The sequence below is a fragment of the Kitasatospora viridis genome, assembly GCF_007829815.1.
GTDB lineage: Bacteria > Actinomycetota > Actinomycetes > Streptomycetales > Streptomycetaceae > Kitasatospora > Kitasatospora viridis.
In genome coordinates this window covers 407,626-432,194 of record NZ_VIWT01000005.1, presented here as the reverse complement: position 1 = coordinate 432,194, position 24,569 = coordinate 407,626, and the positions used below count along the sequence as shown (strand labels likewise).

At 72.3% G+C, this 24,569-nt stretch carries 2 protein-coding genes (both only partly in view); both read right to left on the bottom strand.

Annotated features, from left to right (window positions below; all coding sequences use genetic code 11):
- Nucleotides 1-16,897, bottom strand: the 5' portion of a protein-coding gene (locus FHX73_RS46860) for a type I polyketide synthase (RefSeq protein WP_281292780.1). It extends 7,817 nt beyond the left edge of the window; only the first 16,897 of its 24,714 coding nucleotides appear in the window; it begins with the start codon at nucleotides 16,895-16,897; its stop codon lies off the left edge, out of view.
- On the bottom strand, nucleotides 16,897-24,569 hold the end of the coding sequence (locus FHX73_RS45770) for a type I polyketide synthase (protein ID WP_246214144.1). It continues 13,321 nt past the right edge of the window; the window shows 7,673 of its 20,994 coding nt (coding positions 13,322-20,994); its start codon lies beyond the right edge, outside the window; the stop codon is at nucleotides 16,897-16,899. Before FHX73_RS45770 ends, FHX73_RS46860 begins: the two co-directional genes overlap by 1 nt.

The window sequence follows — 24,569 nt, the reverse complement described above, 5'->3', positions numbered from 1 at the left end:
GATCACGAGTGGACGCGATGTGGGTGTCAGCCACTCCCATCGCCCGCAACGCAGGCTGCTTGGCCGGGCTGGCGGTCGCGAAGACCTCCAGGCCCCACATCTTCGCCAACTGCACCGCCGCCGTGCCGACTCCACCGGTACCGGCGTGGATGAGCACTCGCTGACCGGGGCGAGCCTGGGCCAGATCCCGCAGCGCATAGAACGCGGTCAGGAATCCTGCCGAGACCGATGCGGCCTGCTGGAACGACCAGCCCTGCGGAATCGGCGCAAGCAGCCGACCGTCGACCACCCCGACCGGTCCCCAACCGGGCACCAGACCCATGACGCGCTGACCAACCGTCAGACCGGTGACTCCGGGGCCGGTCTCCAGGACGATCCCGGAGCCTTCCCCGCCGAGGACCCGGCCGTCCAGGACCAACCCCAGACCGGCGACCACGTCATGGAAGTTGACGCCCGCCGCACGCAGGCCCACTCGGACCTGACCCGCCGACAACTCGGCGCCCGCCTCAGGGGCATCGATGACAGCCGCACTGCCCAGGTCACCCGGCTGCGCCACCTCCACGCGCCAGCCCGTACCACTCGGCAGCACCAACTCCCCGGACGCGCCGGCCCGGACCAGCCGCCGACCGAACGCCGCGACTCCCCCGGCCTCGGCGCGGATGCGGAGCTCGGACTCGTCCGCGCCCAGCACCGCAGCCAGAACGGTGTCCACATCCGCGTCGCGGCCGGGATCCAAGTCGGCTGACGGGTCGACATCGACCAGCAGCAGACGACCCGGGTGCTCGGACTGCGCGGAGCGGACCAGCCCTGCGACCGCTGCGCCGGCCAAGTCCTCCCCGGCAGCTGCGCCCTGGGTCCAGATCACCAACCGAGCGTCGTCAGTCTCGGGGTCACCGAGCCACTCCTGCACCCAGTCCAGCACCGTCGCAGCGGCCAGCTGAGCTGCCTGCGGCGCCGAAGTCCCGGACGGGGCAGTCGGCACGGCCGCCACAACCACCGGCGCCAACGCCGAGCCGTGCCGCGCCCACTGGACCACGGCGTCAGAGGTCTGCGCCGTCAGCGGGACCCAGTCGACGGTGAACAGCGACTGCCGCACCTGCCGACCAGCGCCGGCGAGTTGACCAGCCGGGGCCTCACGCATCGCCAACGACCGGGCTTCCAGCACCGGTTCACCGACGCCGTCGAACGCGGTGACCGAGACGCCGCCGGACTCACGGGCCAGGACCACCCGCAGGTGGCGGGCGCCCCCGGCCAGCAGTCGCACGCCCGACCAGGCGAACGGAAGTCCCGTCCCGCCACTGCCATCGCCGGCGGCCAGCAGACCGTGCAGCGCGGCATCAAGGAGAGCGGGGTGCAAGCCGAACCCGGCCGCATCAGCTTCCGCCGCCTGGGGCAGCTCGACCTCGGCGTAGACGGTGTCCCCGGCACGCCAGGCCTGACGCAGGCCCTGGAACGCGGGGCCGTAGCCGTAGCCCCGCTGGGCGAACTTCTCGTAGGCGCCGTCGACCGGAACCGACTCCGCACCCGCCGGAGGCCAGACGGCCAACGCGGCGGGGACGGGCTCACTGCCCGCTGGGGCGAGCACGCCGACGGCGTGCCGGACCCATTCGCCCTCACCCTCGCGGGAGGAGACCATGACGGTTCGTCGGCCGTTGTCGCTGTCACCAACGTGGACCTGCAACTGCACGCCACCGGTGGTGGGCAGGAGCAGCGGCTCCTGGAGCGTCAACTCCTCCAGCGTGCCGCAACCCGCCAGGTCGCCGGCGTGGGTCGCCAGGTCCACGAACGCGGTACCGGCGAGCAGGACGGTGCCGTGGACCGTGTGGTCGGCCAGCCACGGCATCGTGGCGAGCGACAGACGACCCGTCAGCACCAGCCCGTCGCCCTCGGCCAGCCAGACTGCGGCCGCCAACAGCGGATGTCCGGCCCGCTCCAAGCCGATCGACGGCGCATCCCCGCGACCGGTCACGGCCTTCGGCCAGTAGTGCTGGCGCTGGAACGGATACGTCGGCAGAGCGACCTTGCCAGCGCCGTCGGCCGTCACCGTGGCCCAGTCCACCTCGACACCGGCCGTGTACGCGCCGGCCAGCGCGGTCAGCCAGCGGCCACGGCCACCGTCGCCGCGCTGCAAGCTGCCTGCGGCTACCAGGTCCTCGCCGGCCTGTGCGATCGCCAGGCCCAGCACCGGGTGCGGGCTGGCCTCAACGAACACCCGGTGGCCCTCGGCCGCGAGTTCGGCGATGACCTTGCCGAACTGCACGGTCTGGCGCAGGTTCCGGTACCAGTAGCCGCCGTCCAACTCGACGGTGTCCAGCACTCGGGCTTCGAGCGTGGAGTAGAACGGCACCGAACCGGAGACCGGGGACACACCGGCCAGGTCCTCGGCCAGACGCTCCTCGACCGCCTCGACATGCGCGGTGTGCGACGCGTAGTCCACCGCGATCCGCCGCGCGCCCCGATCCGCGTAGGCGTCCACGAACTCGGTGCACGCCTGCGCGGCACCGGCCACCACGACCTGCCTCGGACCGTTGACAGCGGCCACCGACAGGTCCTGGCCCCAGCGGGAGAGCCACTCCCCGACCTCGTCCAGGCCGGCCGGCACGGAGACCATTCCGCCTGTGCCCGCCAGACTCGCCAACGCCTGGCTGCGCAGTGCGACAACCCGGGCGCCGTCCTCCAGCGACAGGCCACCGGCGACACACGCCGCGGCGATCTCGCCCTGGCTGTGACCGGCCACCGCGGCCGGCTCGACACCGTAGGCACGCCACAGCTCAGCCAGGCTCACCGCCACCGCCCACGACGCCGGCTGAACCACGTCCACGCGGGCCAACAGCTCGGCATCCGCGAGCACTTCGCGCAGTCGCCAGTCGACGAACGGCGCCAGCGCCTGCGCACAGCGCTCCATCGCCGCAGCGAACGCGGGCTCCTCGTCCCACAGTTGCAGGCCCATTCCGACCCACTGCGCGCCCTGACCGGCGAACACGAACACCGGCCGCGAGGCCGAACCAGCGCTCCCGGTGACAACACCGGGCGCCTCCTGACCCGTTGCGGCAGCGCTCAGGGCTTCAAGCAGCTGGTCGCGGTCCTCGCCCACCACCGCCAGGCGGTGCGAGAAGCCCGTGGTGCGGGTGGCCGCCAGGGAGAACGCCACATCCTTGGCCGCGAGCTCCGGACGCACCGTCAGGAACTCCGCCAGCCGGCCCGCCTGCGCGGCCAGGGCCGCGTCGGACCGGGCCGACAGCACCCACGCCGCCGGACCCGCAGCAGGCTCCAACTCGGCCTGGACCGAGGCCTCCCGGGCGGGCTCCTCAAGGATCACGTGCACGTTGGTGCCGCTGATCCCGAACGCCGACACACCCGCACGCCGAGGGCCGGAACCAGCCGGCCACTCCCGCGCCGTGCTCAGCAGTTCCACCGCTCCGGCCGACCAGTCGACGTGCGAGGACGGGGCGTCGACATGCAGGGTCTGCGGCAGCATCCCGTGCCGCATCGCCTGCACCATCTTGATCACACCCGCCACACCAGCAGCAGCCTGCGTGTGGCCGATGTTCGACTTCACCGACCCGAGCAGCAGGGGCCGACCCTCCGGCCGGTTCTGACCGTAGGTGGCCAGCAGCGCTTGGGCCTCGATCGGGTCACCCAGTGCGGTGCCGGTGCCGTGCGCCTCGACGACGTCGACATCGGCCGGCTGCAGCCCGGCGCTGGCCAGCGCGGCCCGGATCACCCGCTGCTGCGAGGGCCCGTTCGGCGCCGACAGACCGTTACTCGCGCCGTCCTGGTTGATCGCGCTGCCTGCGACGACCGCCAGCACCTTGTGCCCACGAGCCCGGGCATCCGAGAGCCGCTCCAGCACCAGGACACCGACGCCTTCGCCCCAACCGGTGCCGTCGGCCGCCTCCGCGAACGGCTTGCACCGTCCGTTGGCGGCCAGGCCGCGCTGGCGCGCGAACTCCGTGTACGCGCCCGGAGTGGCCATCACGGTGACGCCACCGGCCAGCGCGATCCCGCACTCGCCAGAGCGCAGCGCCTGCGCCGCCAGGTGAATTGCCGTCAGCGAGGACGAGCACGCGGTGTCGATCGACACCGCAGGGCCCTGAAGCCCCAGCGAGTAGGACACGCGTCCCGACGCCACACTCGCCGTGGTGCCGGTCATCCCGAAGCCGCCGGCACCGTCCTGCTCGGTGATCCGGTAGCCGGAGGTGATGATGCCCGCGTAGACGCCGGTGTCGCTGCCCTTCAGCGATCCCGGGGCAATCCCCGCGTCCTCCAGGGCCTCCCAGCAGGTCTCCAGCAGCAGGCGCTGTTGAGGGTCCATGCCCAGGGCCTCACGCGGACTGATGCCGAAGAACTCCGCATCGAACTCGCCGGCGCTGTCCAGGAAGCCGCCGACCGGAGCGAAGGTGTTGCCCTCGTCACCGGACTCGGACAGGTCGGGCGTCTCCCAGCCACGGTTCGCCGGGAAGCCCGCCATCGCGTCGGTGCCTCCGGCGACCAACTGCCAGAACCCGTCGGGGTCTTCGACCCCGCCCGGGTACCGGCAGCCCATACCCACGATCACCACCGGCTCGTCAGTGCCGACCCGGACCGCCGGCACAACCGCCGACCCGACGACCTCGGCGGTCCCGCACACCTCTGCCACCAGGTACCGGGCGACGTCCAGCGGTGTCGGCTGGTCGAAGACCAGGGTGGCCGGCAGGGTGAGGCCGGTCTCGCTCGCGAGCCGGTTGCGCAGTTCCAGCCCGGTCAGCGAGTCGATGCCCATGTCCCGGAAGGCCCGCAGCGGATCGATGTCCGCAGGCCGGGCATGCCCCAGAACCACGGCAGCGGCGGCCCGGACGATCTCCAGGACTTCCTGCTCGCGATCGGCGGGGCTGAGCGTGGCCAACCGGCCCGCCAGGCCGCCCGCTTCCGCGGCCGTTGCCACGGCCGCGGTCGGCCGTGCGGCGACGCCACCGGCGGCCAGGCCGCGCAGCAGCGCGGGCACCGGCCGGCCGCCACGCGACAGCGCGGCCAGGTCCAGCCGGGCCGGGACCGCCAACGGCGCACCCAGCGCGGCAGCAGCGTCGAAGAGCGCCAGGCCCTGCTCGGTCGTCAGCGGCTGGATGCCGCCACGTCGGGCCCGGGACAGGTCGGCACCAGCCAGGTGGCCGGTCATCTCCGAGGCCTGGGCCCACAGGCCCCAGGCCAGCGACTGGCCGGCCAGCTGCCGGTCGCGGCGGTAGGTCGCCAGGGCGTCCAGGAACGCGTTGGCGGCGGCGTAACTGCCCTGCCCCGGGCTGCCCATGACAGCGGCGGCCGAGGAGTAGAGGACGAACCCGGCCAGGCCCGCGTCTTCGGTCAGCTCGTGCAGGTTCCACGCCGCATCGGCCTTCGCCGACAGGACGTTCGCGATCCGCCGCGGTGTCAGCGACTCCACCGTGGCGTCGTCGATCACGCCGGCGGCGTGCACGACTGCCGTCAGCGGCCGCTCGATCCTCGCCAGGACCGAGGCGAGGGCGTCGCGGTCGGCGGCATCGCCGGCCTGCACCCGCACCTCCGCACCCATCTCAGCCAACTCCGCGACCAGACTGGCGACTCCCGGCGCCGCCGCACCCCGGCGGGACATCAGGACCAGGTGCTGCATGCCACGGACGTTCACCAGGTGCCGGGCCAACTCCCCACCCAGCGTGCCGGTTCCACCGGTGACCAGGACGGTGCCCTGGCGATCCCACTCGGCGGGGATGTTCAGCACGACCTTGCCGACGTGCCGGGCGGACTGGAGGTAACGCAGCGCCGCTACCGACTGGGACAGCTCGAAGCTCGTCACCGGCGGCGGGACCAGCGTCCCGGCCTCGAACATGCCACCGAGGTCGGCCAGCATCTCCGCGACGCGCGGCACACCGGCGTCCATCAGGTCGAAGGCCTGGTACACCACTCCGCGGTGAGCCTGAGCGACCTGCGCGGCATCGCGGATGTCGGTCTTGCCCATCTCGACGAACTGGCCGCCGCGCGGCAACAGTTGCAGCGAGGCGTCCGTGAACTCCCCGGCCAGGGCGTTCACGACCACGTCCATGCCCTCGCCACCGGTCACGGCCAAGAACCGCTCACTGAAAGCCAGGTCCCGGGTCGAGGCGATGTGGTTCTCGTCCACACCCATCGCCAGCAACGCGTGCTGCTTGGCCGGGCTGGCGGTCGCGAAGACCTCCAAGCCCCACATCCTCGCCAACTGCACCGCCGCCGTGCCGACTCCACCGGTACCGGCATGGATGAGCACTCGCTGACCGGGACGGACCTGGGCCAGATCCCGCAATGCGTAGAACGCGGTGAGGAACCCTGCCGAGACCGATGCGGCCTGCTGGAAGGACCAGCCCTGCGGAATCGGGGCAAGCAGCCGGCTGTCCACGATCCCAACCGGACCCCAGCCGGGCACCAGGCCCATCACCGGCTGACCAACCGTCAGACCGGTGACTCCAGGGCCGATCTCCAGGACGACACCGGCGCCCTCCATGCCCAGGACCCGGCCGTCCACGACCATCCCCAGGCCGCCGACCACGTCATGGAAGTTCACGCCCGCCGCACGCAGACCGACCCGGACCTGACCCGCCGACAACTCGGCGCCTGTCTCCGGGACGTCGATCACAGCGACGCTTCCCAGATCGCCGGGCTGGGTCACCTCGACCCGCCAGCCCGAACCACTGGGCAGTGCCAGCTCGTTGGAGCGGGCCAGCCGGCGACCGAACGCCGCGACTCCCCCATCAGTAGCGGGACGGATGCGGACCTCGGGCTCATCGGCGTCCAACGTGACGGCCAGGACGGCATCCACGTCCGCGTCGCGAGTGGGGTCCAGGCCGGCTGACGGATCGACATCGACCAGCAGCAGACGACCCGGGTGCTCCGACTGCGTCGAGCGGACCAGGCCCGTCACCGCTGCGCCGGCCAAGTCCTGCCCGGCGGCCACGCCCTGGGTCCAGATCACCAGGCGCGCGTCGTCGGTGTCGGGGTCACCGAGCCACTCCTGCACCCAGTCCAGCACTGTTGCGACGGCCTGCTGGGCCGCCTGCGGCGCCGAAACCCCGGGCGCGGCAACCGGCACGGTTGCCACAACCACCGGCGCCACCGCCGAGCCGTGCCGCGCCCACTGCACTGCGGCCTCAGCGGCCTGCGGGGCAGGAAGCGGGACCCAGTCCACGGTGAACAGCGACTGCCGAACCTGACGCGCAGAGCCAGCGAGCTGACCAGCCGAGGCCTCACGCATCGCCAGGGACCGCGCCTGCAAGACCGGCTGGCCGACACCGTCGAACGCCGTGACCGAGACACCGCCCTGCCCAGGAGCCAGGACCACCCGCAGGTGGCGGGCACCGCCCGCCAGCAGCCGCACACCCGACCACGCGAACGGCAGCCCCGTCCCACCGCCACCGTCGCTGGCGGCCAGCAGACCGTGCAGAGCGGCATCGAGCAGAGCGGGATGCAGACCGAACGCGGCCGCGTCCGACTCAATGACGGGGGGCAGCTCAACCTCGGCGAAGACGGTGTCCCCGGCACGCCAGACCTGACGCAGCCCCTGGAACGCCGGACCGTAGTTGTAACCGCGCTGGGCGAACTTCTCGTAGGCGCCGTCGACCGGCACCAGCTCCGCGCCCGTCGGAGGCCAGACGTCCAGCGGAGCCGGGACGGGCTCACTGCCGGCCGGAGCCAGCACGCCGACCGCGTTCCGAACCCACTCGCCCTCACCCTCGCGGGAAGAGATCGTGACCGTTCGCGGACCCTCGCCGTCGCTGACGCGGACCTGCAACTGCACGCCACCCTGGCCCGGCAGGACCAGCGGCTCCTGGAGCGTCAGCTCCTCCAGCGTGCCGCAGCCGGCCAGGTCACCCGCGTGGACCGCCAGGTCCACCAATGCCGTGCCGGGCAGCAGGACGGTGCCGTGCACGGCGTGGTCGGCCAGCCACGGCATCGCCGACAGCGACAGGCGACCCGTCAGCACAAGGCCGTCACCCTCGGCCAGCCACACGGCCGCCGCCAAGAGCGGGTGTCCGACCCGCTGCTGACCAGCCGACGAAGCATCACCGCGGCCCGTGACGGCCTTCGGCCAGTACCGCTCCCGCTGGAACGGGTAGGTCGGCAGGCCGACCTTGACCGCCCGGCCACCGTCGGCGGTCACTGCGGCCCAGTCCACCTCGACACCGGCCGCGTACGCGCCAGCCAGTGCGGTCAGCCAGCGGCCACGACCGCCGTCGCCGCGCTGCAGGCTGCCTGCGGCTACCAGGTCCTCGCCGGCCTGTGCGATCGCCAGGCCCAGCACCGGGTGCGGGCTGGCCTCCACGAAGACGCGGTGACCCGCGGCCGCGAGTTCGGCGATGACCTCACCGAAGCGCACCGTCTGCCGCAGGTTGCGGTACCAGTAGCCACCATCGAGCTCGGCGGTGTCCAGCACCCGGGCTTCGAGCGTCGAGTAGAACGGCACCGAACCGGAAACCGGGGACACCCCGGCCAGGTCCTCGGCCAGACGCTCCTGAACCGCCTCAACGTGCGCGGTGTGCGAGGCGTAGTCGACTGCGATCCGCCGCGCGCCGCGATCCGTGTAGGCGTCCACGAACTCGGTGCACGCCTGCGCGGCACCGGCCACCACCACCTGGCGAGGACCATTGACCGCCGCGATCGACAAGTCCTGAGCCCACTGGGAGATCCACTCCTGCACCTCGTCCAGCCCGGCGGGCACGGAGACCATCCCGCCCGTGCCGGCCAGCCCGGCCAGCGCCCGGCTGCGCAGTGCGACCACCCGGGCGCCGTCCTCCAGCGACAGGCCGCCTGCGACGCATGCCGCGGCGATCTCGCCCTGGCTGTGACCGGCAACGGCTGCGGGCTCGACGCCGTAGGCGCGCCACAGCTCGGCCAGGCTGACCGCCACCGCCCACGACGCCGGCTGGACCACGTCCACGCGGGCCAACAGCTCGGCATCCGCGAGCACTTCGCGCAGCTGCCAGTCGACGAACGGCGCCAGCGCCTGCGCACAGCGCTCCATCGCCGCCGCGAACGCGGGTTCCTCGTCCCACAGTTGCAGGCCCATCCCGACCCACTGCGCACCCTGACCTGCAAACACGAACACCGGCCGGGACACCGAACCAGCGCTCCCGCTCACAACACCGGGCGCCTCCTGCCCCGTTGCGGCAGCGGTCAGGCCCGCGAGCAGCTGATCGCGGTCCTCGCCCACCACCGCCAGGCGATGCGAGAACGCCGTGGTCCGCGTCACCGCCAGCGAGAACGCCAGGTCCCTCGCGGTGACCTCCGGACGATCAGCGGCGAACTCCGCCAGCCGACCGGCCTGCTCAGCGAGCGCCGGCGCGGTCCGCGCCGACAGCACCCATGCCGCCGGACCCGCAGACTCCACGACATCCAGGACGGGGGCGTCCTCGGTGGGCTGCTCAAGGATGAGGTGGACGTTGGTGCCGCTGATCCCGAAGCCCGACACACCCGCACGCCGAGGACCGGAACCAGCCGGCCACTCCCGCGGCGCGGTCAGCAACTCCACCGCCCCAGCGGACCAGTCGACGTGCGAGGACGGGGCGTCGACATGCAGGGTCTGCGGAAGCACACCGTGCCGCATTGCCTGCACCATCTTGATCACACCAGCGACACCGGCGGCCGCCTGCGTGTGGCCGATGTTCGACTTCACCGACCCGAGCAGCAGGGGCCGACCCTCCGGCCGGTCCTGGCCATAGGTGGCGAGAAGCGCCTGCGCCTCGATCGGGTCACCCAACGCGGTGCCCGTGCCATGCGCCTCCACGACGTCGACGTCGCCCGGCTCCAGCCCGGCACTCGCCAACGCCGCGCGGATCACCCGCTGCTGCGAGGGCCCGTTCGGCGCCGACAGACCGTTACTCGCACCGTCCTGGTTGACCGCACTACCCGCGACGACCGCCAACACCTTGTGCCCACGGGCACGCGCATCCGACAGGCGCTCCAGCACCAGCATGCCGACGCCCTCGCCCCACCCGGTGCCGTCAGCGGCCTCCGAGAACGGCTTGCAACGACCGTTGGCGGCCAGGCCGCGCTGCCGCGCGAACTCCGTGAACGCGCCCGGGGTGGCCATCACGGTGACGCCACCGGCCAGCGCGATCCCGCATTCGCCGGAGCGCAGGGCCTGCGCCGCAAGGTGAATCGCCGTCAGCGACGACGAGCACGCCGTGTCGATCGACACCGCAGGGCCCTGAAGCCCCAGCGTGTACGACACTCGACCGGACGCGACACTTGCCGTCGTCCCGGTGATCCCGAAGCCGCCGTCACCGTCCTGGTCACCGAGCTGGTAGCCCGATGCGATGATGCCCGCGTAGACCCCGGTATCGGTGCCCCACAGCGAACCAGGGGCAATGCCCGCGTCCTCCAGGGCCTCCCAGCAGGTCTCCAACAGCAGTCGCTGCTGGGGGTCCATGCCCAGGGCCTCACGCGGACTGATGCCGAAGAACTCGGCATCGAAGTCGCCGGCATTGTCGAGGAAGCCGCCTATCCGGGCATAGCCCGCGCCGCCGTCACCGGAATCCGGATCAGGCAGGCCCGCCATGTCCCAGCCACGGTCGGCCGGGAAGCCCGACATCGCGTCGGAGCCTCCGGCGACCATCTGCCAGAAGCCCTCCGGGTTCTCCGCCCCGCCCGGGAACCGGCACCCCATACCGACGATCGCCACCGGCTCGTCCATGCCGACGCGGACCACAGGAACGGCGGTCGCGCCGTCGGTCCCGCATGCCTCTGTCACCAGGTGCCTGGCGAGGTCGATCGGTGTCGGATGGTCGAAGACCAGGGTGGCGGGCAGGCTGAGGCCGGTTTCCGCCGCGAGCCGGTTGCGCAGCTCCAGCCCGGTCAACGAGTCGATGCCCATGTCCCGGAAGGCCCGCTGCGGGTCGATGTCCCCGGGTCGGCTGTGCCCCAGAACCACGGCGGCAGCGGCCCGCACGATCTGCAGTACTTCCTGCTCGCGCTCAGCCGGGCTGAGCGCGAGCAGGCGGCCCGCCAGCCCGCCCGCGTCGCCATCCGCAGCCACGGCCGCAGCCGGGCGCGCGGAGACACCACCGGCAACCAGGCTACGCAGCAGCGGAGGCACCGGCTGTCCGCCACGCGACAGCGCGGCCAGGTCCAGCCGGGCCGGGACCGCCAACGGCGCACCCAGCGCGGCAGCAGCGTCGAACAGCGCCAGGCCCTGCTCGGTCGTCATCGCCTGAACACCACCGCGGCGCAGACGAGACAGGCCGGCGCCCTCCAGGTGCCCGGTCATCGCCGAGGTCTGGGCCCACAGTCCCCAGGCCAGCGACTGGCCGGCGAGGTTCCTCTCCCGGCGGTGAGCCGCAAGCGCGTCCAGGAACGCGTTCGCGGCGGCGTAACTCCCCTGTCCCGCACTGCCCATGACGGCTGCAGCCGAGGAGTACAGGACGAAGCCGGCCAGGCCCGCGTCCTCGGTCAGCTCGTGCAGGTTCCACGCCGCGTCAGCCTTGGCCGCCATGACGGTCGCCATGCGCTCGGGCGTCAGCGACTCCACCGTGGCGTCGTCGATCACACCGGCGGCGTGCACCACCGCAGTCAGCGGCCGCTCGATCCGCGCCAGCACCGACGCCAGGGCGTCGCGGTCGGCAGCGTCGCCGGCCTGCACCCGCACACCCGCACCCGCCCCGGCCAACTCCGCGACCAGAACGGCGACTCCCGGTGCGGCCGGGCCGCGTCGGGACAGCAGCACCAGGTGCCGCATGCCACGGACGTTGACCAGGTGCCGGGCCAACTCCCCGCCCAGCGTGCCGGTGCCACCCGTGACGAGCACGATGCCCTGCGGGTCCCACTTGGCGGGGACGTTCAGCACGACCTTGCCCAGCTGCTTGGCAGCCTGGAGGTAGCGCAGCGCCGACACAGCCTGCGACAGCTCGAAGCTCGTCACCGGCGGCGGGGTCAGCGTCCCGGCCCTGAACATGCCGCCGAGTTCGGTCAGCATCTCCTCGGTGCGCGGAACACCCGCGTCCATGAGGTCGAAGGCCTGGTACACCACTCCGGCGTGGGACTCGGCGATCTGCGCCGCATCGCGGATGTCGGTCTTGCCCATCTCGACGAACTGACCACCACGCGGCAGCAGTCGCAGCGAGGCGTCCGTGAACTCCCCGGCCAGGGCGTTGAGGACGACGTCCATGCCCTGACCGCCGGTCTCGGCCAGGAACCGCTCGCAGAAGGCCAGATCACGGGTCGAGGCGATGTGGCTCTCGTCCACACCCATCGCCCGCAGCGCGTGCTGCTTGGCCGGGCTCGCGGTCGCGAAGACCTCCAAGCCCCACGCCTTCGCGAGCTGCACGGCGGCCGTACCCACACCACCCGTACCGGCGTGAATGAGGACTCGCTGACCCGGGCGGACCTGGGCCAGATCCCACAACGCGTAGAACGCGGTGAGGTACCCGACCGGCACGGCCGCGGCCTGCTGGAACGACCAGCCCTGCGGGATCGGGGCAAGCAGCCGGCTGTCCACGATCCCGACCGGAGCCCAGCCCGGAACCAGACCCATCACCGGCTGACCCACCGTCAGACCATCCACCCCAGGGCCGACCTCCAGGACGATGCCGGAGCCTTCGCCACCAAGGCCTCGGCTGTCCGCGATCATCCCGAGCCCGGTGACCACGTCGCGGAAGTTCACACCCACCGCGCGCAGGCCCACCCGGACCTGACCTTCCGCCAACTCGGCGTCCGCGTCGGGAGCGTCGACGACAGCGGCGCTGCCCAGGTCACCGGGATTGGCGACCTCGACCCGCCAGCCAGTACCGCCGGGAAGCACCAGCTCACCGGACGCACCCGCCCGGACCAGGCGCCGACCGAACGCCACCACGGTCCCGCCGTCAGCAGCGGGAGAGATGCGGACCTCGGGCTCGTCGGCACCCAACACGGCAGCCAGGACAGCGTCCACGTCAGCGTCGCTGGTCGAGTCCAGGCCGGCCGCCGGGTCGACGTCGACCAGGACCAGACGGCCGGGGTGCTCGGACTGCGCCGAGCGGACCAAGCCTGCGACCGCTGCACCCGCCAGGTCCTGCTCGGCGTTCACGCCCTGGGTCCAGATCACCAGGCGCGAACCGTCGGTCTCGGGATCGGCCAGCCACTGCTGCACCCAACCCAGCACCGTCGCGGCAGCCTGCTGGGCCGCCTGCGGGGCCGAAACCCCGGACGGGGCAGTCGGAACGGCCGCCACAACCACCGGCGCCATCGCCGAGCCGTGCCGCACCCACTGCACCGCGGCATCAGCGGCCTGCGGGGCGGGAAGCGGGACCCAGTCGACGGTGAAGAGCGACTGCCGCGCCTGCCGACCAGCGCCGGCGAACTGACCGGCCGGAACCTCACGCATCGCCAGCGACCGGGCCTGCAAGACCGGCTGACCGACACCGTCGAACGCGGTGACCGAGACGCCGCCCTGCCCGGGAGCCAGGACCACTCGCAGGTGGCGGGCGCCACCGGCCAGCAGCCGCACACCCGACCACGCGAAGGGGAGTCCCGTCCCCGCACCGCCATCGCTGGCGGCCAGCAGACTGTGCAGGGCGGCGTCGAGCAGAGCGGGGTGCAGACCGAAGCCGGCCGCATCGGAGTCGATGACCTCGGGAAGCTCGGCCTCGGCATAGATGGTGTCCCCGGTGCGCCAGACCTGACGCAGGCCCTGGAACGCCGGACCGTACCCGTAGCCCCGCTGGGCGAACTTCTCGTAGGCGTCGCTGACCGGCACCGACTCCGTACCCGCCGGAGGCCAAGCGGCCAGCGGGGTGGGGGCAGGCTCACTGCCGGCCGGAGCCAGCACACCGACCGCGTTCCGGACCCATTCGCCTTCGCCCTCGCGGGAGGAGACCGTGACGGTTCGCCGACCGCTGTCGCCGTCGCTGTCACCGACCTGGACCTGCAACTGCACGCCACCAGTGGTGGGCAGGATCAGCGGCTCCTGGAGCGTCAACTCCTCCAGTACGCCGCACCCGGCCAGGTCACCGGCGTGGACCGCCAGGTCAACGAACGCGGTACCGGCGAGCAGGACGGTGCCGTGCACGGCGTGGTCGGCCAGCCACGGCATCGCCGACAGCGACAGACGACCCGTCAGAACCAGCCCATCGCCCTCGGCCAGCCAGACGGCTGCCGCCAACAACGGGTGTCCGACCCGCTGCTGCCCAGCCGACGAAGCATCACCACGGCCGGCCACAGCCTTCGGCCAGTAGTGCTGGCGCTGGAACGGGTACGTCGGCAGAGCAACCTTCGTTGCGCCGGCGGTCAACCCCGCCCAGTCCACCTCAACACCGGCCGCGTACAGTCCGGCCAGCGCGCGCAGCGCGGTCTCGGGCTCGTCGTGGCCGCCGCGCAGCGCGGGAACCCACGTCCCCGCGTTGTCATCGACCATCGACGACAGGGCGCCGTCCGGGCCCAACTCGGCGAACACGCCGATGCCCTGGGCCCGCATCGCCTCGACCACGTCGTGGTGGCGGACCGTGTCACGCACGTGCGCGACCCAGTACGCGGGATCCGTCACATCCGCGCCAGGTGTGCCCGACACCAGCGGGATCCGCGGCTCGTGACAGGTCACCCCGTCCAAGACCTGGGCGAACTCCTCCAGCATCGGGTCCATCAACGGCGAGTGGAACGCGTGGCTGACCCGCAGTCGGCGAGCCCGCCCGCCCTGGTCCCGCCACAGGCCGGCCAGCTCGTCCACCACGGACTCGACACCCGAAATGACGGTCTGCCGCGCACTGTTGACCGCCGCGACCGCCACACCCTCACGCCCGGCAACCAGCTCCGCGACCTGCTCCGCCGACGCATCCAGGGCGGCCATCGCACCGCCGGCCGGCAGCTCCTGCATCAGCCGGCCACGCGCCGCAACCACCGCGCACGCGTCCGCCAGATCCCACACCCCGGCCACATACGCCGCCGTGACCTCGCCGATCGAATGCCCCGCCACGCACTGCGGAACCACACCCCACGAGGACCAGAGCCGAAACAGCGCCACCTGCACCGCGAACAGCCCGGCCTGCGCGAACACCGTCTGGTCCAGCTCCGGACCACCGGCCGCGATCACCTCACGCAGCGAACCGGGCAGAAGGCCGTCCAGGTGCCCGCAGACCTCGTCAAACGCCTGCGCGAACACCGGGAACGCCTCGTACAACCCCAGGCCCATCCCCACACGCTGGGAACCCTGACCCGAGAACACCACCGCAACCCGGCCATCACCAGCGGCCCCGGTCACCACACCCGTGGCAGCCGCAGTCAGCCCCTCCAGCAGCTGCTCGCGGTCCCGACCCACTACCGCCAGGCGGTGCGAGAACGACGTCGTGCGCGTCACCGCCAACGACAACGCCACATCCCGGACCGCAACCTCCGGCCGCGCCGTCAGGAACTCCGCCAACCGACCCGCCTGCGCAGCCAACGCCGCATCAGAACGCGCCGACAACACCCACGCCACCGGACCCGCAGACTCCGGGTCATCCAGGACGGGGACGTCCAGGGCGGGGGCCTCCAGGGCCTGTCCGTCCTCGTCAGCCCCGTCCGGCGCAGGGGCTCCCGGAGCCGGCTGCTCAAGGATGACGTGCACGTTGGTGCCGCTGATCCCGAACGCGGACACACCGGCCCGGCGCGGACCGGAGTCCGCCGGCCACTCACGCGGCTCGGTCAACAACTCGACCGCCCCGGCCGACCAGTCGACGTGCGTGGACGGGGCGTCCACGTGCAGCGTCTGCGGCAGGATCCCGTGGCGCATCGCCTGCACCATCTTGATCACGCCCGCGACACCAGCAGCCGCCTGCGTGTGACCGATGTTCGACTTCACCGACCCCAGCAGCAGCGGCCGACCCTCCGGCCGGTCCTGACCGTAGGTCGCCAGCAGCGCCTGGGCCTCGATCGGGTCACCCAGCGACGTGCCGGTGCCGTGCGCCTCCACGACGTCGACATCGCTCGGCTTCAACCTCGCGTTCGCCAAGGCCGCCCGGATCACCCGCTGCTGCGAAGGACCATTCGGCGCGGCCAGGCCGTTGCTGGCCCCGTCCTGGTTGACCGCGCTTCCTGCCACGACCGCCAGCACCCGGTGCCCACGAGCACGGGCATCGGACAGCCGCTCCAGCACCAGCATCCCGATGCCCTCGCCCCAGCCGGTGCCGTCGGCGGCGTCGGCGAACGGCTTGCACCGGCCGTCGGCAGCAAGGCCTCGCTGCCGCGCGAACTCCACGAAGGTCCCCGGGGTGGCCATCACGGTCACACCGCCGGCGAGCGCGATCCCGCACTCCCCGGACCGCAGCGCCTGCGCGGCCAGGTGAATTGCCATCAGGGACGAGGAACACGCCGTGTCCACCGACACCGCGGGACCCTGCAGGCCCAGCGAGTACGCCACCCGGCCGGAGGCCACACTCGCCGCGGTGCCGGTCATCACGTAGCCGTCGGCGCCGGTCTGCTCCTCGACCTGGTAGGCCGACGCGATGATGCCGGCGTAGACGCCGGTGTCGGTGCCCTTCAGCGAACCCGGCGCGATGCCCGCGTCCTCCAGCGCCTCCCAGCAGGTCTCCAGCAACAGCCGCTGCTGGGGGTCCATCCCCAGCGCCTCCCGCGGACTGATCCCGAAGAACTCCGCATCGAAGTCGGCAGCACCCTCCAGGAAGCCACCCACCCGGGCGAAAGCGGTGCTCGCATCACCCGGATCGGCGCCGTCCAGCCTCTCCAGGTCCCAGTCGCGGTTCACCGGGAAGCCCGCGATCGCGTCGGTTCCCGTGGCGAGCAGCTGCCAGAAGCCCTCCGGGTCCTCGACCCCGCCCGGGAACCGGCAGCCCATCCCGACGATCGCCACCGGCTCGTGCTCACGGGCTTCCATGTGCCTGAGACGCTTGCGCATCTGGAGGAGCTCAGCCGAGGTCTTCTTCAGGTAGTCGAAGAGCTTTTCCTGGTTTTCCATTAAAGGGCTTCCTCATCGATTCGTCGATCAAAGTCATCCGATTCCGACCCATGCAATCGGAATTCTTTGTCAAGGAAATCAAATACTTCGTCAGGAGTCGCTGAGTCGAACGCTATGGAGGTCCCGTCGGACTCGTCTTGCGACTGGACCCCACCCTGCGCAGCCATCCATTTCTCCAGCATTCCGCGCAGGATTGCAGTGATGCCGTCGGGCGTCTCGCAGCTCGCCGCCAGTTTCAGCAGGCGGGATTCGACCTGGTTGAGTTCGGCGATCATCGGCGCCGTTCCGGTCTCGCCGTCGGCGACCAGTTCGGGCCGCAGGTACCCGGCGACCGCGGCCGGTGTCGGGTAGTCGAAGACCAGCGTGGCCGGCAGGCTCAGGCCGGTCTCGGCCGAGAGCCGGTTGCGCAGTTCCAGCGCGGTCAGGGAGTCGATGCCCATGTCGCGGAAGGCCCGCTGCGGATCGACGTCCCCGGGGCCGGCATGGCCCAGGACGACGGCGACGGCAGACCGGACGATCTGCAGGACCTCCTGCTCGCGCTCAGCGGGGCTGAGCACGGCCAACCGGGCCGCCAAGCCGGCCGCAGCCGCGGCCACGGCCGCGGTCGGGCGGGCAGAGCCACCGGCGACCAGGCCGCGCAGCAGCGGAGGCAGCGGGCCGCCGGCTCGCGTCAACGCGGTCAGGTCCAGTCGGGCCGGGACCGCCAAGGGCGCACCCAGCGCGGCGGCGGCCTCGAAGAGCGCCAGGCCCTGACCGGTCGTCATCGGCTGGATGCCACCACGGCGCAGGCGGGACAAGCCGGTGCCGTTCAGCTGCCCGGTCAGCTCCGACTCCTGGGCCCACAGCCCCCAGGCCAGCGACTGGCCGGCCAGCTGCCGGTCGCGGCGGTGGGTGGCCAGCGCGTCCAGGAACGCGTTGGCGGCGGAGTAGCTCCCCTGTCCGGGGCTCCCCAGGATGGACGCCGCCGAGGAGTACAGGACGAAGCCGGCCAGGCCTGCGTCTTCGGTCAACTCGTGCAGGTTCCAGGCCGCATCGGCCTTGGCCGCCAGCACCGTCGCCATCCGCTCGGGCGTCAGCGACTCGACCGTCACGTCGTCGATCACACCGGCGGCGTGCACCACCGCGGTCAACGGACGTTCAGCCGCGATCTTGGCCAGCACCAGCGCGAGGGAGTCGCGATCGGCAGCGTCACCGGCCTGGATCCGCACCTGCGCACCCGACCGTGCCAACTCCGCGACCAGGCGGGCCGCCCCCGGTGCGGCCGGGCCGCGCCGGGACAGCAGCACCAGGTGCCGCATGCCACGGTCGTCGACCAGGTGCCGGGCCAACTCACCACCCAGCGTGCCGGTGCCACCCGTGACGAGCACCGTGCCCTGCGGGTCCCACTCGGCGGGCGCGGCCCCGGGCTCGTCCGTCCCGGCCCGGACCAGCCGCCGACCGAACGCCGCAACTGTCCCGCCGTCAGTGGCGGGACGGACGTAGACCTCGGGCTCGTCGGCCTCCAGCGCTGCGGCCAGGACGGTGTCCACGTCGGCGTCGCGGGTGGGGTCCAGGCCGGCTGACGGGTCGACATCGACCAGGACCAGCCGGCCGGGGTGCTCGGACTGAGCAGAGCGGACCAGGCCCGTCACCGCCGCGCCGGCCAGGTCCTGGCCGGTGGCTGCGCCCTGGGTCCAGATCACCAGCCGCGAACCGTCGGTCTCGGGATCGGCCAGCCACTGCTGCACCCAACCCAAGACCGCCGCGGCGGCAAGCTGGGCGCCCTGCGGCGCCGAAGTCCCGGACGGAGCAGCCGGGACTGCCGCAACGACCACCGGTGCCGGCACGGACTCGCCATGCCGCGCCCACTGGACGGCAGCAGTCGGAGCCTGAGGGAGCGGGACCCAGTCCACGGTGAAGAGCGACTGCCGCACCTGCCGACCGGCCCCGGCGAACTGACCGGCCGGAATCTCACGCAACGCCAGCGACCGCGCCTGCAACACCGGCTGGCCGACCCCGTCGAACGCCGTCACCGAGACGCCGCCCGACCCGGGTGCCAGGACCACTCGCAGGTGGCGGGCACCGTCAGCGAGCAGCCGCACGCCCGACCACGCGAACGGCAGTCCAGTCCCCCCACTGCCATCGCCGGCGGCCAGCAGGCCTTGCAGAGCGGCGTCGAGCAGCGCGGGATGCAGGCCGAATCCGGCCGCATCCGCTTCCGCCGCCTGGGGCAGCTCGACCTCGGCGTACACGGTGTCCCCGGCACGCCACACCTGACGCAGGCCCTGGAACGCCGGGCCATAGAGGTAACCGCGCTGGGCGAGCCTCTCGTAGGCGTCGTCGACCGGAACAGGCTCCGCGCCGGCCGGCGGCCAAGCGGCCAGCGGGGCGGGGGCAGGCTCGCTGCCGGTCGGGGCCAGGATGCCGACAGCGTGCCGGACCCACTCGCCGTCTCCGTCGCGGGAGGAGACCGTGACGGTTCGCCGGCCACTGTCGCCGTCGCTGTCACCGACCTGGACCTGGAGCTGCACGCCACCGGCGGTCGGCAGGATCAGCGGCTCCTGGAGCGTCAACTCCTCCAGCGTGCCGCAACCCGCCAGGTCGCCCGCGTGGACCGCCAGGTCCACGAACGCGGTACCAGCCATGAGCACCGCGCCGTGGACCGCGTGGTCGGCCAGCCACGGCATCGTGGCGAGCGACAGACGACCCGTCAGCACCAGGCCGTCGCCTTCGGCCAGCCAGACTGCGGCCGCCAACAAGGGATGTCCGGCCCGCTCCAAGCCGATCGACGGCGCATCGCCGCGACCGGTGATGGTCTTCGGCCAGTAGTGCTGGCGCTGGAACGGGTAGGTCGGCAGAGCGACCTTCGTCGCGCCGTCGGCGGTCACCGTGGCCCAGTCCACCTCGACACCGGCCGCGTACGCGCCGGCCAGCGCGGTCAGCCACCGGCTCCGCCCGCCATCGCCGCGCTGCAAGGTGGCCACGGCCACCAGATCCTCGCCGGCCTGCGCGATCGCCATACTCAGCACGGGGTGCGGGCTGGCTTCAACGAAGACGCGGTGGCCCTCGGCCGCGAGTGCGGCGATGACCTCGCCGAAGCGGACGGTCTGCCGCAGATTGCGGTACCAGTAGCCGCCGTCCAAGTCGGCGGTGTCCAGCACGCGAGCTTCGAGCGTGGAGTAGAACGGCACCGAACCGCTGGTCGCGACCACTCCGGCCAGGTCCTCGGCGAGACGGTCCTCGACCGCCTCGACGTGCGACGTGTGCGAGGCGTAGTCGACCGCGATCCGTCGAGCGCCCCGGTCCGCGTAAGCGTCCACGAACTCCGTGCACGCTTGCGCGGCACCGGCCACCACGACCTGCCGAGGGCCGTTGACGGCCGCGACCGACAGGTCCTGGCCCCAACGGGAGAGCCACTCCCCGACCTCGTCCAAGCCGGCGGGGACCGAGACCATCCCGCCCGTGCCGGCCAGCCCGGCCAGCGCCCGGCTGCGCAGGGCAACCACCCGGGCGCCGTCCTCCAGGGACAAGCCGCCCGCCACGCACGCCGCAGCGATCTCGCCCTGGCTGTGACCGGCCACCGCGGCCGGCTCGACGCCGTAGGCCCGCCACAGCGCGGCCAGGCTGACCATCACCGCCCACGACACGGGCTGAACCACGTCCACGCGGGCCAACAGCTCGGCGTCTGCGAGCACTTCGCGCAGCTGCCAGTCGACGAACGGCGCCAGCGCCTGCGCACAGCGCTCCATCGCCGCAGCGAACGCGGGCTCCTCGTCCCACAGTTGCAGGCCCATTCCGACCCACTGCGCACCCTGACCGGCGAACACGAACACCGGCCGCGAGACCGAGCCGGCAACCCCGCTGACGATGCCGGGCGTTGCCTGACCCGTGGCGGCAGCAGCCAGGCCCGCCACCAGTTGCTCGCGGTCCTCGCCGACCACCGCCAGGCGATGCGTGAAGCCCGTGGTGCGGGTGGCGGCGAGAGAGAACGCCACGTCCTTGGCCGCGAGCTCCGGACGGTCGGCGACGAACTCCGCCAGCCGACCGGCCTGCTCAGCGAGTGCGGGAGCGGACCGGGCCGACAGCACCCATGCCGCCGGACCCGACTCAGGCTCCACAACCTCCGGAGCAGGGGCGTCCTCGGTGGGCTGCTCAAGGATGAGGTGGACGTTGGTGCCGCTGATCCCGAACGCCGACACACCAGCGCGACGCGGACCGGACCCCGCCAGCCACTCACGAGGCGCCGTCAGCAACTCAACCGCCCCAGCGGACCAGTCGACGTGCGAGGACGGGGCGTCCACGTGCAGGGTCTGCGGAAGCATTCCGTGGCGCATCGCCTGCACCATCTTGATCACACCCGCCACACCCGCAGCGGCCTGCGTGTGACCGATGTTCGACTTCACCGACCCCAGCAGCAGCGGCCGACCCTCCGGCCGGTCCTGGCCATAGGTGGCGAGAAGCGCCTGGGCCTCGATCGGGTCACCCAGCGCCGTACCGGTGCCGTGCGCCTCCACGACGTCGACATCGGCCGGCTGCAACCCCGCGCTGGCCAGCGCGGCCCGGATCACCCGCTGCTGCGAAGGACCGTTCGGCGCCGACAGACCGTTGCTCGCGCCGTCCTGGTTGACCGCACTGCCTGCCACGATCGCCAGCACCTTGTGCCCACGAGCCCGCGCGTCCGACAGTCGCTCCAGCACCAGCACACCGACGCCTTCGCCCCACCCGGTGCCGTCGGCCGCCTCCGCGAACGGCTTGCAGCGGCCGTCGGCAGCAAGGCCTCGCTGGCGCGCGAACTCCGTGTAAGTCCCAGGCGTGGCCATCACCATGACACCGCCGGCCAGGGCCATCCCGCACTCCCCGGAGCGAAGTGCCTGTGCCGCCAAGTGAATTGCCGTCAGCGACGAGGAACACGCCGTGTCCACCGACACCGCAGGACCCTGGAGCCCCAGCGAGTACGCCACCCGGCCCGACGCCACGCTCGCCGTGGTGCCAGTCAGGCCGAAGCCGCCCGCGCCGTCCTGCTCGCCGAGCTGGTAGCCCGAGGCGATGACACCGGCGTAGACGCCGGTGTCGGTGCCCTTCAGCGAACCCGGGGTGATGCCCGCGTCCTCCAGTGCCTCCCAGCTGGTCTCCAAGAGCAGCCGCTGCTGCGGGTCCATCCCCAAGGCCTCACGCGGACTGATGCCAAAGAACTCCGCGTCGAACTCACCTGCGCCATAGAGGAATCCACCGACCGGGGCGAAGGCGTTGCCCTCGTCACCGAACTCGGACAGGCCCGGTGTCTCCCAGCCGCGGTTCGCCGGGAAGCCCGCCATCGCATCGGTCCCCGAAGCGACCAACTGCCAGAAGCCCTCGGGGTCTTCGACCCCGCCCGGGAACCGGCACCCCATGCCGACGATCGCGACCGGCTCATCCGTACCCAGACGGACCACCGGCGCAGCCGACGCACCGACGACCGCGTCGGTGCCGCATGCCTCTGCGACCAGGTACCGGGCGACCTCCAGCGGCGTCGGCCGGTCGAAGACCAGGGTGGCGGGAAGCGTGAGGCCGGTCTCGGTCGCGAGCCGGTTGCGCAGCTCCAGCGCGGTCAGCGAGTCAATTCCCATGTCACGGAACGCCCGCTGGGGATCGATGTCCCCGGGTCGGCTGTGACCCAGCACGACGGCGGTGCCGCCCCGGACGATCTGCAGGACCTCCTGCTCGCGATCGGCAGGAGACAGCGCGGCCAACCGAGCTGCCAGGCCACCCCCGACCGCCGCCACAGCTGCGGTCGGGCGGGCGGAAGCGCCAACGGCCAGACCCCGCAGCAGCGCAGGCACCGGTCCGCCGGCACGCGACAGCGCGGCGAGGTCCAGTCGGGCCGGAACTGCCAGCGGCGTGCCCAAGGCGGTGGCGGCCTCGAACAGCGCCAGACCTTGACCGGTCGTCATCGGCTGGATACCGCCGCGACGCAGGCGGGAGAGCCCGGTGTCGTTGAGGTGCCCGGTCATCTCCGAGGCCTGGGCCCACAGTCCCCAGGCCAGCGACTGGCCGGGCAGGTGCCGATCGCGGCGGTAAGTGGCCAGCGCGTCCAGGAACGCGTTCGCGGCGGCATAGCCGGCCTGACCCGGATTACCCACGACGGCTGCGGCCGAGGAGTAGAGCACGAAGCCGGCCAGGCTCGCGCCCTCGGTCAACTCGTGCAGGTTCCACGCCGCGTCGACCTTCGCCGACATGACCGTCGCCATGCGCTCGGGCGTCAGCGACTCCACCGTCACGTCGTCGATCACACCGGCGGCGTGCACGACTGCCGTCAACGGAGACTCGATCCGCGCCAACACGGCGGCGAGCGCGTCGCGATCGGCGGCATCGCCGGCCTGCACCCGAACCTCCGCACCCGACGCGGCCAACTCCGCGACCAGACGGGCAACTCCCGGCGCCGCCGCACCCCGGCGGGACATCAGGACCAGGTGCTGCATGCCACGCACGTCCACCAGGTGCCGGGCCAACTCCCCGCCCAGCGTGCCGGTTCCACCCGTGACGAGCACCGTGCCCTGCGGATCCCACACGGCGGGAACGTTCAGCACGACCTTGCCCACCTGCCGGGCCGCCTGCAAGTACCGCAGCGCCGCCACGGCCTGGGACAGTTCGAAGGTTGTCACCGGCGGCGGGGTCAGCGTCCCGGCGTCGAACATGCCACCGAGCTCGGCCAGCATCTCCGCGACGCGCGGCTCGCCGGCGTCCATCAGGTCGAACGCCTGGTACACCACTCCCGGGTAGGCCTGGGCGACCTCTTCGGGGTTGCGGATGTCGGTCTTGCCCATCTCGACGAACCGGCCACCACGCGGCAACAGTTGCAGCGAGGCGTCCGTGAACTCCCCAGCCAGGGCGTTCACGACCACGTCCACGCCCTCGCCACCGGTCACGGCCAAGAACCGCTCCCAGAAGGCCAGATCACGGGTCGAGGCGATGTGGCTCTCGTCCACACCCATCGCCAGCAATGCGTGCTGCTTGGCCGGGCTGGCGGTCGCGAAGACCTCAAGCCCCCACGCCTTGGCGAGCTGCACGGCGGCCGTACCCACACCACCCGTACCGGCGTGGATGAGGACTCGCCGGCCGGGACGGACCTGGGCCAGATCGCGCAGCGCATAGAACGCCGTCAAAAACACCGCCGAGACGGATGCGGCCTGCTGGAACGACCAGCCCTGCGGGACCGGGGCAAGCAGCCGGCTGTCCACGATCCCAACCGGACCCCAGCCTTGCACCAGACCCATCACCGGCTGACCCACCGTCAGGCCGGTGACGCCCGGGCCGGTCTCCAGCACGACCCCGGCACCCTCCATGCCCAGGACCCGGCCGTCCACGACCATCCCCAGGCCGGCCAGCACGTCGTGGAAGTTCACGCCCACTGCTCGCAGGCCCACCCGGACCTGACCCGCCACCAGCGCCGCACCTGTCTCGGGAGCGTCGATGACAGCGGTACTGCCCAGGTCACCCGGCTGGGTCACCTCGACTCGCCAACCCGAACCACCCGGCAGCGCCAACTCACTGGCCCGGACCAGCCGGCGACCGAACGCCGCGACTCCCCCGGCCTCGGGACGGATGCGGACCTCGGGCTCGTCGGCGTCCAACGCCACCGCGAGGACAGCGTCCACGTCCGCGTCGCGGGTCGGGTCCAGGCCGGCTGACGGGTCGACATCGACCAGGACCAGGC